This window comes from Sneathiella chungangensis (assembly GCF_009882935.1).
Lineage (GTDB): Bacteria > Pseudomonadota > Alphaproteobacteria > Sneathiellales > Sneathiellaceae > Sneathiella > Sneathiella chungangensis.
On record NZ_WTVA01000003.1, the window covers coordinates 297,349 to 310,702 of the forward strand.

The 13,354-nt window shown below is 59.6% G+C and carries 8 protein-coding genes; 5 read left to right on the forward strand and 3 right to left on the reverse strand.

Going from position 1 to position 13,354, the window contains the following annotated elements:
* Positions 1 to 11 precede the first annotated feature (11 nt).
* Both GQF03_RS08510 and GQF03_RS08515 read right to left on the reverse strand, forming a co-directional pair.
* A complete protein-coding gene (locus GQF03_RS08510; RefSeq protein ID WP_161338813.1) occupies positions 12 to 641 on the reverse strand; it encodes an MlaC/ttg2D family ABC transporter substrate-binding protein in 630 nt (209 codons plus the stop codon).
* A 71-nt stretch (positions 642 to 712) separates the two neighbouring features.
* On the reverse strand, positions 713 to 1,510 hold the full coding sequence (locus GQF03_RS08515; protein ID WP_161338814.1) for an MlaA family lipoprotein: 798 nt from the start codon (positions 1,508 to 1,510) through the stop codon (positions 713 to 715).
* 316 nt (positions 1,511 to 1,826) lie between these two features.
* On the opposite strand from GQF03_RS08515, the gene GQF03_RS08520 reads away from it, so the two are divergent.
* The 4 genes from GQF03_RS08520 to GQF03_RS08535 all read left to right on the forward strand — a co-directional run bounded on the left by GQF03_RS08520 (position 1,827) and on the right by GQF03_RS08535 (position 7,978).
* Positions 1,827 to 2,786 carry a metalloregulator ArsR/SmtB family transcription factor gene (locus GQF03_RS08520; RefSeq protein ID WP_161338815.1) on the forward strand — a complete coding sequence of 320 codons (960 nt, stop codon included), beginning with the start codon at positions 1,827 to 1,829 and terminating at the stop codon, positions 2,784 to 2,786.
* A gap of 2 nt (positions 2,787 to 2,788) precedes the next feature.
* Positions 2,789 to 3,712 (forward strand): methylenetetrahydrofolate reductase [NAD(P)H], encoded by a 924-nt coding sequence (gene metF / locus GQF03_RS08525; RefSeq protein WP_161338984.1) that lies wholly within the window; start codon positions 2,789 to 2,791, stop codon positions 3,710 to 3,712.
* A gap of 31 nt (positions 3,713 to 3,743) precedes the next feature.
* Positions 3,744 to 7,451, forward strand: a complete 3,708-nt coding sequence (gene metH, locus GQF03_RS08530) for a methionine synthase (protein WP_161338816.1) — start codon at positions 3,744 to 3,746, stop codon at positions 7,449 to 7,451.
* 71 nt (positions 7,452 to 7,522) lie between these two features.
* Entirely contained in the window at positions 7,523 to 7,978 is a 456-nt protein-coding gene (locus GQF03_RS08535) for a YHS domain-containing (seleno)protein (protein WP_161338817.1), read from the forward strand.
* On the opposite strand, the gene GQF03_RS08540 is transcribed toward GQF03_RS08535, so the two are convergent.
* Positions 7,979 to 11,584, reverse strand: a complete 3,606-nt coding sequence (locus tag GQF03_RS08540; protein ID WP_161338985.1) for a hydantoinase B/oxoprolinase family protein — start codon at positions 11,582 to 11,584, stop codon at positions 7,979 to 7,981.
* Positions 11,585 to 11,767: 183 nt separating this feature from the next.
* On the opposite strand from GQF03_RS08540, the gene GQF03_RS08545 reads away from it, so the two are divergent.
* A complete protein-coding gene (locus GQF03_RS08545; RefSeq protein ID WP_161338818.1) occupies positions 11,768 to 13,351 on the forward strand; it encodes a tetratricopeptide repeat protein in 1,584 nt (527 codons plus the stop codon).
* Positions 13,352 to 13,354: the final 3 nt, after the last annotated feature.

Below are 13,354 nucleotides of genomic sequence, written 5' to 3' on the forward strand. Positions count from 1 at the left end.
ATCCCTGACCGTCAGTTCGACGCGGTCTTGATCTGTTCCTTCAGCTTGTTGATCAGCCCGTCGACGCCCATGCCGGGCTGGCTGATCACGGAAGCAAACTCCGAGCGGTGGGTCTGCGCCATGCTGATCCCTTCGATGATCACATCGACGATTTTCTCGCCGTTCCCGGTGTCGCGAACGCGCCAGTCAAGCTTGATGGGCGGGCCGTTCGGGCGGGTGATTACGGAATGAACCAGCGATTCCTTGTCGTTCAGCGACGTTGCATCCTTGATTTCCAGATTCTCGCCGGAATAGGAGCCGATCTTCTCACTGTAGCTGGCGACCATGAAATCACGGAAGACCTTGAGGAATTCCGTTTGCTGTTCGGATGACGCGTCGCGCCAGTACTGGCCGAGAACGAACCGGCCGATGCGCGGCATATCGAAGCTGTTGTCGAGAAACTTCTCGAAATGTTCCTGTTTCTGTTTTTCGCTCAGGGAAGTGTCCGCGAGCGTTTTAACCGCCTCGTCGCCGATATTCTTGACCAGCGCGAGTGCCGCCTGTTCTTTGGATTCCGCGGCGATTGCCGGGGCCTGGACGAATGCCGTCATTGCCATCGCGGCAATCAGCAGTCCATGGAAAAACCTTCTATTCATTACCATTACAATACCCCCAACGGGAATGAGCCGATTAAATAAAAATAGCTATTTAAATGAAAAATGGATTAGCGACGCTAATTTTTCTTTACCGGTTTATCATCATCGTCAAAGGACATATCCGGCAATTGTGTCGAATTGCTGGCGCCATTGAGGATTAAATTGTTGCGGTTCTGCCGGTAAAGGCTGCGGACCGTCGCGTAAAAATCGATGGAATTCTTCTCGATCTCGTCAAGCGCGTCGATGGAGCGGGAACGCTCGTCGATCCCGCTTGCGCCGGCACGGATGAGGCCGACATGATCCATGTCGTTTTCTTTCGCCGCGTAATTGATCGGGTCAAGATAGTAATCGGCAACGCCGCCGACAGCGGCGCGCGTCGTCCTTGGCCCGAAGACCGGCACGACCAGATAGGGTCCTTCCGGAACGCCCCAGGTGGCAAAGGTCTGGCCCATGTCTTCCTGCTGGTTATTCAGCTTGGCGACGTCGAATAGACCGCCGAGGCCGAGGAAAGTGTTGGTCACGAACGAGCCCATATTATGCCCGGCGCGGTCAATCTCGCCCTGCAGCACATTGTTGATCAGGTAGATCGGCTGCTTCAGGTTGGTGAGGAAGTTGGTCACGCTGTCCCGGACGGGAAGCGGCACGACCCCGCGATACATCTCGGCGACCGGCTTGAGGAACAGCGCATCCAGTGCATAGTTCACATCGAAGAAATACCGGTTCATCGGTTCCAGCGGATCGTAAACCTCGTTATACATCACGGCGACGGCCTTGCCCTCTTTTTGCTCAGGCGTCGCGCAGCCGCTCACTGCGATGAGGAGGGCGGTGGCCATCAGGCCGACTTTTAAGGAAGATGATGTCGAACGCAAACCCATTTTTATCTTTTCCAACTCTGTACCCAGTTATCCGGAATTGAGGCCTAATCTATCCGGCAACCGTTACCAAAGTCTTTAACCTTAATGACCTAACCCTGTTTAACCGTTTTCAGCAATAAATCAATCGCCTAGACAGTCCATATTCAGTGTTCGTTCGTATCATAACCCCCATATCATGGCGAGTCGCCGTCTTTTAACGTTAACAGAATCCTTTCGTGGTGTGGCGAAAAAGTCGCTCTTGTACGGACATTTTCTCTGTACAAAGATATAAGGATATGTTTATATCATTTAACTTTATGGGATTATTGGGGTTGCTGTGGAGAATTTGCTTCAGGGATTACGCGCTGCGGGTGAGGAGACCCGGCTCCGGTTGCTGGTTCTCTGCGCGCATTCGGAATTGACCGTGAGCGAGCTTACACAGATTCTCGGTCAGAGCCAGCCGCGCGTCTCCCGTCATCTGAAGCTTCTCTGCGAGGCCGGCCTGCTCGATCGCTATCAGGAGGGGAGCTGGGTTTTCTATCGTCTGTCCGCGAAAAACAGCGCCTCGCTGCTGGGCCGGACCCTTGTCGACCTGGTGCCGGAGACGGATCCGGTGGTGTCCCGTGATCTCGAGCGGCTCGAGACGGTGAAAAAGGCGCGCAATGTCGCGGCGGAGGAATATTTCCGCGAGAATGCCGCCCATTGGCGCGAGATCCGCTCCCTCCATGTCCCCGAAGAGGCGGTGGAGGAAGCGCTGCTCGAGTTGACCGGCGGCGTCGAGATCATCGATTTTCTCGATATCGGAACTGGAACCGGGCGGATGCTGGAGCTGTTCGGGCCCCGGGTGACGCATGCGATCGGTGTCGATACCAGCCGCGAGATGCTCTCCTTCGCCCGCTCGGCGATCGAGGATGCGGGCCTGCGCAATTGCCAGGTCCGGCTCGCCGATATGTATAACCTGCCGTTCGGCAATCACTCCCAGGACGCCGTCGTCATCCATCAGGTGCTCCATTATGCCGAGGATCCGGCGGTTGCCATCCGCGAGGCGGCGCGGGTCCTGCGCGGCGGCGGCATTCTCGCCATCGTCGATTTCGCACCGCATGATCTTGAAAGCCTGCGCGCCGAGCATGCGCACCGCCATATGGGCTTCGATGAGGAGGCCGTTTGGGCCTATTGCGCCGAGGCCGGTCTCGAGCCTCGGGACCTCAAGGTGCTGAAAGGCGATCCATTAACCGTCAATATCTGGACGGCGGTCCCGGCGGCCGCCCGTAAATCCAAAGGAGCCGTCGCGTCATGATCATGTCAGGAATACCGCAAAGCAACGAAATATCGAGTGGGTTGCTCGTCGGCTCCGCCCGTAACCGGGTCGAGGTGTCCTTCGAATTTTTCCCTCCGACCTCCGATGCGCTGGCGGACAAGCACTGGCAGGCGCTGATGCGCCTCGCGCCCTTGGGGCCGAAGTTCGTCTCCGTCACCTATGGGGCGGGGGGATCAACGCGCGAGCGCACCCATGCGCTGGTGAGTAGGATCCGCCAGGAAACGACGCTGGAACCGGCGGCCCATCTGACCTGTGTCGGCGCGAGCAAGGGCGAGATCGAGGAGATTGCCGAACGCTACTGGCAGAGCGGCATCCGGCATCTGGTGGCGCTGCGCGGCGATCCGCCGGAGGGGTTCGACGCCTTCAAACCGCATCCGGGCGGTTTCGCGGGCTCGGTCGAGCTGATCGACTTCCTCAAGAAAAAACATGATTTCGAGATTTCCGTCGGCTGTTATCCGGAAATCCACCCGGAAGCCAAATCCAGCCTCGCCGATATCGATTACCTGAAGCGCAAGATGGACGCGGGCGCCACGCGGGCGATCACGCAGTTCTTCTTCGATCCGGAGGTGTATCTCCGCTTCGTCGACCGTGCCCGGGCCCATGGCATCACCATTCCGATCGTGCCGGGTATCCTGCCGGTCACCAGCTATTCGAAAATCCATCAGTTCAGCCGCCAGTGCGGCGCGCAGGTCCCGGCCTGGCTCACCCATCTGTTCGAGGATCTGGACGAGGATCCGGCGACGCGCAATCTGGTCGCGGCGATGGTCGCGTCCGAGCAATGCCTGCAGTTGCAGCGGGCCGGGGTCACGGATTTCCATTTCTATACGCTGAACCGGGCGGACCTGGTATATTCGGTCTGCCATACACTTGGGTTGCGACCTGAAAAAAATCAGATAACCTGTTAATTCATCTATTATTTCTTAAAAAGGTCTTTCCATGAACAAGGCACCGGCGTTCGCCGAACTTGACGCTATTCTGAAGAAACGGATCATGGTGCTCGACGGGGCCATGGGCACGATGATTCAGGGCTACGGCCTGACGGAGGAAGACTACCGCGGCAGTCTCTATGCGGATTTCGCTTCGGATTTGAAGGGCAACAACGATCTTCTCACCCTGACCAAGCCGGACGTGATCGAGAGCATTCACGATGCCTTCCTGGCGGCAGGCGCGGATATCCTTGAGACCAATACCTTCAACTCCACCTCGATCGCGCAGGCGGATTACCATCTTGAAAGCGCGGTCTATGAGCTGAACAGGCAGGGCGCAGCGCTTGCCCGCAAGGTTGCCGATCGCTGGACGGAAAAGACACCGGACAAGCCGCGGTTTGTGGCCGGGGTACTGGGGCCGACCAACCGCACGGCCTCCATCTCGCCGGATGTGAATGATCCGGGCTATCGCAATGTGTCCTTTGATGAACTGGTCGCGGCCTATGACGAGGCCCTGCGCGGTCTGATCGACGGCGGCGCGCAGATCATCCTGATCGAAACCGTGTTCGATAGCCTCAACTGCAAGGCGGCGATCTATGCGGTGCTCCGCTATTTCGACGAGACGGGCGTTCGCCACCCGGTGATGGTTTCCGGCACGATTACGGACGCCTCCGGCCGCACGCTCTCGGGTCAGACGGCGGAGGCCTTCTGGACCTCCATGGCGCATGTGGACCCGATCAGTATCGGGTTTAATTGTGCATTGGGCGCCAAGGACTTGCGACCGCATATTCAGGCAGTTTCTCATATCGCGACGACGCGCGTCAGCGTGCATCCGAATGCTGGCCTTCCCAATGAGCTGGGCGATTATGACGATACTCCTGCCTATATGGCCGAACAGCTTGGCGAGTTTGCGAAAAGCGGCCTTGTCAATATCGTCGGTGGCTGTTGCGGCACGCGCCCGGAACATATCGCGGCGATTGCCGGGGCGGTTGCGGAAATCAGCCCGCGCAAGATCCCCGATCTTGAACCCGTCTGCCGCCTGAGCGGGCTGGAGCCGCTCTATCTCGACGATGTCGCCGGTTTCATCAATGTCGGGGAGCGGACGAATGTCGCCGGCTCCGCCAAGTTCAAGAAGCTGGTGATGGAGGGGGATTATGACACCGCCCTCGATATCGCGCGCGAACAGGTAATCAACGGCGCGCAGATCGTCGATGTGAATATGGATGACGCCATGCTGGACGCGAAATCCGCCATGACGACCTTCCTCAACCTCATCGCCTCCGAGCCGGATATCAGCCGCGTGCCGATCATGATCGACAGCTCCAAATGGGAGGTGCTGGAAGCAGGACTCAAGACTGTGCAGGGCAAGGGCGTCGTCAATTCCATCAGCCTCAAGGAAGGCGAGGAGGAATTCATCGCCCATGCGCGCGAGCTGCGCCGCTATGGCGCGGCGGCCGTGGTCATGGCCTTCGATGAGGACGGGCAGGCGGACAGCAAGGAGCGGATGGTCGAAATCTGCACGCGCTGCTATAAGATTCTGACGGAAGTCGTTGATTTTCCTCCGCAAGATATCATTTTCGATCCGAATATCTTCCCCATCGCGACCGGCATTGACGAGCATCGCAACTTCTCCCGCGACTATATCGAGGCGACGCGCGAGCTGAAGGCGACACTGCCGCATATCCAGATCAGCGGCGGCGTCAGCAATATGTCTTTTTCCTTGCGCGGCAACAACGCGATGCGCGAGGCGATGCATTCGGTCTTCCTCTATCACGCGATCCAGGCGGGCATGGATATGGGCATCGTCAATGCGGGCCAGCTTGCCGTCTATTCCGATATTCCCGAAGACCTGCGCGACAGGATCGAGGATGTGGTCTTCAACAAGCGCGAGGATGCGACGGAACGCCTGCTGGAGGTGGCGGAGCAGGCCATTGGCCAGAAGAAAAGCAATGTCATCGATCTTTCCTGGCGCGAAGGGACGGTCGGCGAACGGCTGACCCATGCGCTGGTGAAAGGCATTTCCGATTATATTATCGAGGATACGGAAGAGGCGCGCCTCCAATTTCCGCGCCCCATCCAGGTGATCGAGGGGCCGCTGATGGACGGCATGAATGTGGTTGGCGACCTGTTCGGGTCGGGCAAGATGTTCCTGCCGCAGGTGGTGAAAAGCGCCCGCGTGATGAAGCAGGCGGTGGCTCATCTGCTCCCCTTTATCGAGGCGGAGAAGGACAAGAGCGGCGAATCCCAGACGAAGGGCAAGGTGCTGTTGGCGACCGTCAAGGGCGACGTTCATGACATCGGCAAGAATATCGTCGGCGTGGTCCTGCAATGCAATAATTTCGAGGTGATCGATCTTGGCGTGATGGTGCCGTACCCGAAAATTCTCGAAACGGCGATTGCCGAGAAAGTGGATATTATCGGGCTTTCCGGGCTGATCACGCCCTCGCTCGAGGAGATGGCGACGGTCGCCGCGGAGATGCAGCGTCAGGATTTCCATCTTCCGCTGCTGATCGGCGGGGCGACGACATCGAAGGTGCATACGGCGCTCAAAATCGCGCCGCAATATGACGGCACGACGATCTATGTCACCGACGCCTCCCGCGCCGTCGGCATCGCCACCAAGCTGACCAGCAAGGAAAACAACCGCGAACTCATCGACAGCATCAAGGCGGAATATGAGGTGGTGCGCGAGAATTACCTCAAGAAATCACGGAGCGATACGCTGGCGACGCTGGAGGAGGCGCGCGCCAATGCCGTCGCCATCGACTGGACCGGCTATCAGCCGCCGGAGCCGAGCTTTACCGGGCTGAAGGAGTTCAACGATATCGATCTTGCCGATCTTTGCGACTATATCGACTGGTCGCCTTTCTTCCGCACTTGGGAACTTGCCGGGCATTATCCGAAAATCCTCGACGATGCGGTCGTCGGCGAGACGGCGACGGAGCTTTATAATGACGCGCGGGCCATGCTGAACCGGATTATTTCGGAAAAATGGCTGCAGGCCAAGGCGGTTGTCGGTTTCTTCCCGGCGGCGCGCGAGGGCGACGATGTGATTATCTATACGGACGAGGGGCGGACGGCAGAGAAGCACCGGTTCCATTTCCTCCGTCAGCAGATGCGGCGAAGCAATGGCCGCGCCAATCACAGCCTCGCCGATTTCATCGCGCCCGTTGAGAGTGGCCTTAAGGATTACCTCGGCGGATTTGCCGTGACGGCGGGCCTTGGAATTGAGAAACAACTTGAGGAATTCAAGAGAACTCACGATGATTACAGCAGTATCATGCTGAAGGCGCTCGCCGATCGGCTGGCCGAGGCCTGCGCTGAATATATGCATGAGCGGGTCCGCCGGGAGCTCTGGGGGTACGAGACGGAGGCGAAACTCAGCAACGAGCAACTGATCCGCGAGGAATATCGCGGCATCCGCCCCGCGCCGGGCTATCCCGCCTGCCCGGAGCATTCGGAGAAGATCGACCTGTTCCGGCTTTTGGAGGCGGACAGCCGCGCCGGGATCGAACTGACCGAGAGTTTTGCCATGCTGCCGGCATCTTCGGTTTCCGGTTTCTACTTCTCGCATCCCGAGGCGCGCTATTTCGGCGTCGGCAATATCGGTCGTGACCAGGTCGAGGATTATGCCAAGCGCAAGGATATCTCGCCCGATGCGGCGGAACGGCTGCTCGCTTCGAACCTCGCCTATGAACGGGTGCGCCGCGCCGGTTGATGACATTTATTTGATTTTCACAGGCCCCGGATCGCGGTGATAATGGCGTCAGGTCGAGGGAAAGGAAATTCATGTACCGCCGTATTGCGCTTGTCGTTTTGATCCTGCTCTTTATCGGGGCCGCGAAGGCCTTCGCCTTTGAGGAGGTGAACCGGACCTATCTCGGCGGCCTCGCGGTCGAGGGATATGACAGCACCGCCTATTTCACGAAGGCCGCACCTGCGCAAGGGGACGGGGATTTTTCCGTCGAGTACAAGGGCGCCAAATGGCGATTTGCGGACGCGAAAAGCCGTGATTTATTCGCCGCCAACCCCGAAGGCTACGCCCCGCAGTATGGCGGCTATTGCTCCAACCAGATGAGCCTTGGCAATCTCGCCGATATCGATCCCGGCGTCTGGCTGATCTTTGACGGCAAGCTCTATCTGTTCGGCCATGACGCGGGGAAGGACCGCTGGGAGGCCACCGGCATCGCCGCGCGCATCAAGGACGCCGACAAAAACTGGCAAGCCTTTCTCAGCAATAAATAATTACTTCCCGTAGCCGCCACCGGTCGGGGTCTGGATGACGAAGATGTCGCCCGCGCCCATGTCGGTCTTGTCGCGTCCCTCGAGATAGTCGATCTCGCCGCTTGCGCGGATCACCCATTGATTGCCGACCTCGCCATTTTCCCCGCCGTTGAGGCCGAAGGGGGGCACCACGCGGTGGCTGGAAAGCAGCGCCGCCGTCATCGGCTCGTGAAAGCGGATTTTGCGAAGCGTCCCGTCGCCGCCCTTATGCTTGCCCTTGCCGCCCGAGCCCCGCCGAATCTCGAAGCTTTCCAGGGTCACCGGGAAACGCCATTCGAGGACTTCCGGATCCGTCAGGCGGGCGTTGGTCATATGGGTATGAACAGCGCTGGTGCCGTCGAAATCCGGGCCCGCGCCCGACCCGCCGCAGATCGTCTCGTAATATTGATAGGTATTGTTGCCGAAGGTGAAATTGTTCATCGTCCCTTGCGCCGCCGCCATCACGCCGAGCGCGCCGAACAGGCAGTCGGTGATGCATTGCGACGTCTCGACATTGCCCGCGACCACGGCCGCCGGATATTCCGGCGAGAGCATGGATTTTTCCGGCACGATGATCTCGAGCGGTTTGAGACATCCCGCATTCAGCGGAATATCGCTATCCACCAGGCAGCGGAAGACATAGAGCACCGCCGCCGTCGTCACCGCGCGCGGCGCGTTATAGTTGGTCGGATGCTCCCCGCTGGTGCCGGTGAAATCGATGGTGGCCGTGCGATCCTTCTTGTTGATCGAGATCTTGACCTTGATCTCATAGCCGTCATCCATGGGATATGTGAAGGAGCCGTCTTTGAGCACATCCAGCACCCGGCGGACGGATTCTTCCGCATTGTCCTGCACATGGCCCATATAGGCATGGACCACCTCGAGGGAGAAGTGATCGACCATCTTGCGGAGTTCCTGAATGCCCTTTTCGCAGGCAGCGATCTGCGCTTTCAGATCGGCCATGTTCTGGTCGGTGTTACGGGACGGGTAGGGGCCGGATTTCAGGATCTCGACAATCTCCTCCTCCAGCAGCCGGCCGCCATCGACGAGCAGGATATTGTCGAGAATGACGCCTTCATCCTCGACTATGCGGCTGTCTGGCGGCATGGAGCCCGGCGTAAGCCCGCCGATATCCGCATGATGGCCGCGGCTCGCGACATAGAAAAGGATGTCCTCGCCTTTAAGATCGAAAACCGGCGTAATAACGGTGACGTCCGGCAGATGCGTGCCGCCGTTATAGGGGGCGTTCAGCACGAAGACGTCGCCCGCCTTCATCACCGCGCCATGCTTGCGGATCACCGCTTTGATGCTTTCGGACATGGAGCCCAGATGCACCGGCATATGCGGCGCGTTGGCGATCAGATCGCCGTAGAGGTCAAACACCGCGCAGGAGAAATCGAGCCGTTCCTTGATATTCACCGAATAGGCGGTCTTTTCCAGCACCGTGCCCATCTGCTCGGCGACATTCATGAAGAGATTGTTGAAAATCTCCAGCATCACCGGATCGACTTCCGTGCCGATCGCCGTGTCGCGTTTGAGGGCCTCGACGCGGGTGAGGACAAGATGGCCGCGCGGCGTCATTTCGGCCTGCCAGCCAAGCTCGATCACCGTTGTGCCGGTCGCTTCGACGATCACCGCCGGGCCGTCGATCTTCGCGCCCGAGGGCAGCTTGTCGCGATCGAAGAAGGGGCAGTCGCGCCAGGCGTCCGCCATATAGACCTGTTCCGTCGCGACGGAGGTGATTGCCGCCTCGGTATCGGGGCGGAGCGGATCGTCGATCTTGTCGCCCGCGCCGACGACTTCCACGGCCGCCGCCTCGACGATCATCGTCTTTTCCGGCGTGTTGAAGCCGAAGCGCTGGCGGTGCGCCGCCTCGAACGCCTTGATAACCTCCGCCAGCGGGCCGTCATCGACGACCATGGAGGTATCGGAGCCCTGATATTTGATATGCAGCTTGCGCTCGATAGAGATGCGTTTCTCCTCGACCCCCTGGGCGCGCATCTCACCATGGCCTTCCGTGGCCAGCGCATCAAGGGTGGCGGCAATCTCCGGCAGGGCCGTCTCATTCAGCGGCACTTCCATCGCCTTTTCCTTGAGCACCCGCAAATCCGCGAGGCCCATGCCAAAAGCGGACAGGACGCCTGCGTAAGGGTGCAGCATGATCTTCGTCATGCCGAGGCTGTCGGCGACCATGCAGGCATGCTGCCCGCCCGCACCGCCAAAGGAGGTGAGCACATATTCGGAGACGTCATAGCCGCGCTGGACGGAGATTTTCTTGATGGCATTGGCCATATTCTCAACCGCGATGAAGAGAAAGCCGCGCGCGACTTCTTCCGGGCTGCGGTTATCGCCGGTCGCCGCGTTGATCCGGTCCGCCAGCGCCTCGAATTTTTCCCGGACTATCTCGGCATCGAGGGCTTCATCCGCGTTGGGTCCGAAGACCTTGGGGAAGAATTCCGGCGACAGCTTGCCGAGCATGACGTTGCAGTCGGTCACGGTGAGCGGACCGCCTTTACGGTAGCAGGCCGGGCCGGGGTTGGCCCCGGCGCTGTCGGGCCCGACCTTATAGCGGGCGCCATCGAAATGCAGGATCGAGCCGCCGCCCGCCGCCACCGTATGGATCAGCATCATCGGCGCGCGCATGCGCACTCCGGCAACCTCGGTCTCGAAGGTGCGCTCATATTCGCCGCCGTAATGGGAGACATCGGTCGAGGTGCCGCCCATATCGAAGCCGATCACCTTCTCGAACCCGGCCATGGCGCTCGTCTGCACCATGCCGACGACGCCGCCGGCGGGGCCAGAGAGGATGGCGTCTTTCCCTTGAAAAAATCTCGCGTCCGTGAGGCCGCCGTTCGATTGCATGAACATCAGGCGGGTATCGCCCAGCTCGGACGCCACCCGGTCGACATACCGCCGGAGAATTGGGGAGAGATAGGCATCGACGACGGTCGTATCGCCGCGGCTCACCAGCTTCATCAGCGGGCTCGTCTCATGGCTGGTGGAGACCTGGCGGAAGCCAATGTCGCGGGCGATATCCGCCACCGCTTTTTCATGATCAGAGAAGCGGTAGCCATGCATGAAGACAATGGCGCAGGCGCGCAGCCCCTCGTCATAGGCCGCCTGGAGCTTCGCGCGGGCGTCCGAGACGTCGAGCGGGCGGATCATCTCGCCATTCGCGCCGACGCGCTCCGCGATCTCGATCACTTTCTGATAGAGCATTTCCGGAAGCTCGATATTGAGCGCGAAGAGTTTCGGCCGCGTCTGGTAGCCGATGCGGAGGGCATCGCGGAACCCTTCCGTCGTCACCAGCACCAGCGGTTCGCCCTTGCGCTCCAGCAGCGCGTTGGTGGCAACGGTCGTGCCCATCTTCACGGCGCCGACTTTCTCGGCCGGAATATCGTCTGTCCGCGCGAGCCCGAGCAGGTCGCGGATGCCTTGCAGCGCCGCATCCTCATATTGCTCGGGGTTTTCGCTCAGCAACTTGTGGGTGACGATGCTGCCGTCGGGCCGCCGCGCGACGAGGTCGGTGAAGGTGCCGCCGCGGTCAACCCAGAATTGCCATTCGCCCATCGCCGCACCGTTGGTCATCTCTGTCATTCGTCTCTCGTTTCGTGCTGTGAAAGAGCGGCGATCCATCGCCTGCCATCCGCTTTGCATATCATTCCTGACGGTCGGAGGTAAAGCCGTATCGCGGATAGTTTTTTCCGCGGCCTGTTCACGAACCGCCGCCGCCATGCGTTCTGCTGGCAGAGGATTTAGACAAGGCGGTTCATGATGACAACTGATGACAGAGAAGAAAATTTCCTGCCCCTCTCGCGCTCGCCGATCTGGGAGTTGCAGCGGAGCTACTACGAGAATCTCGGGATTGACGCCTGGCAGCCCAACATGGTGCCCAATTACGTGACGACCAATCCCTTTATCGCGCGGGCCTACGGCAAGGTGATCGAGGGATTTTTAGAGGATTTCGCGGCAGGCGCGCGGGCGAAGGGCAGCGATGAGCCGCATTATATTCTTGAGCTCGGCGCCGGGTCGGGCCGCTTCGCCTACAGCTTTCTCCGGCATTTCTTCTCGCCGGAGGCAACGGAGCTGCGCAGGAAGCGGAATATCGTCTATGTGATGACGGATATCAGTCGCGCCAATATCGGATTTTGGGAGCGGCACCCGCAGCTGAGGCCATTTGTCGACGCAGGGGTCCTCGATTTCGCCCATCTCGATGTGGTGAAGGAGCATCCCATCCGCCTGCTGATTTCGGACCGGATCATCACGCCGGGATCGCTCGCAACGCCGCTCTCCGTCATCGCCAATTATGTCATCGACAGCATTCCGCACGATCTTTACAGCGTTCGCGACGGCGTCCTGATGGCGCGAAAGGTCTGCCACCGCATCGACACCGCCGGCGACAATATCGACGATATCGTCCGCAATACGGAATTCGACTATGTTGAGGAGCCTACTGGCGCGGACATTTACGAGAATGCCGACTGGAACCGCATCGTTGAGTCCTATCGCCAGGTGAAGGGCGGGATCAATTTCTCGCTGCCCGTCGGCGGGCTGACGGCGATCGACCGGCTGTCGGCGCTGACCAGTGGTCCGATGTTCTGGCTGGCCGGGGATTTCGGCGCCATGGACTTGTCCGTCCTCAAGGAGATGGGGCCGCGCAAGGTGGCACGGAACGGCACCTATTCGCTGCATGTCAATTTTCACGCGATGGCGGCCTATGTAACGCATCGGAAAGGCCGGGTCTTCACGCCCGGTCATGCCAAATCCTCGCTGGAAATGGCTGGGTTTCTCATGAACCCGGGCCGGAAGAAGGTCCTGCATCTCGCCCATCGCTTCAAGGCGCATATCCGCGACAATGGCCCGGACGAATATTTCATGCTCAAGAAAATCGCCGAGGTGAATTTTTCCGGCCATAGTCTTGGGCATATTCTGGCGCTGCTCCGTATGGGGCATGGCGATATCAAGATGTTCCGCGGCTGCCTGGACGCGCTGACAGATGCCCTCCGCGGCGCCGGCGCTTTCGAGAAAAAATCGGTGGCGGAAGAGTTGGTGAAGGTGGATGAGGCGCATTTCCGCTGCGACCGGACGACGGATCCGGCGCTGGTCATCCTGCCGATTCTGATGCATCTTGAGGCGATGAAGGAAGCCCAGTTGGTTCTTGAACGCAACCGGGCAACCTTGGAGGCGACGCCGGAGGGGACAACGATCATGTCGGAGGTGCTGATCAAGGCCGGGCGGCGCCATGAAGCGGCGGCAATTCTCAACCGCCTGATACAACGCGAGCCGGGCTATCCGCCGGCGCAGGCGCTTCTTGAGCGGCTCAAAACCGGCGAACGTGCGGCGAAGTCTGCCTGACCT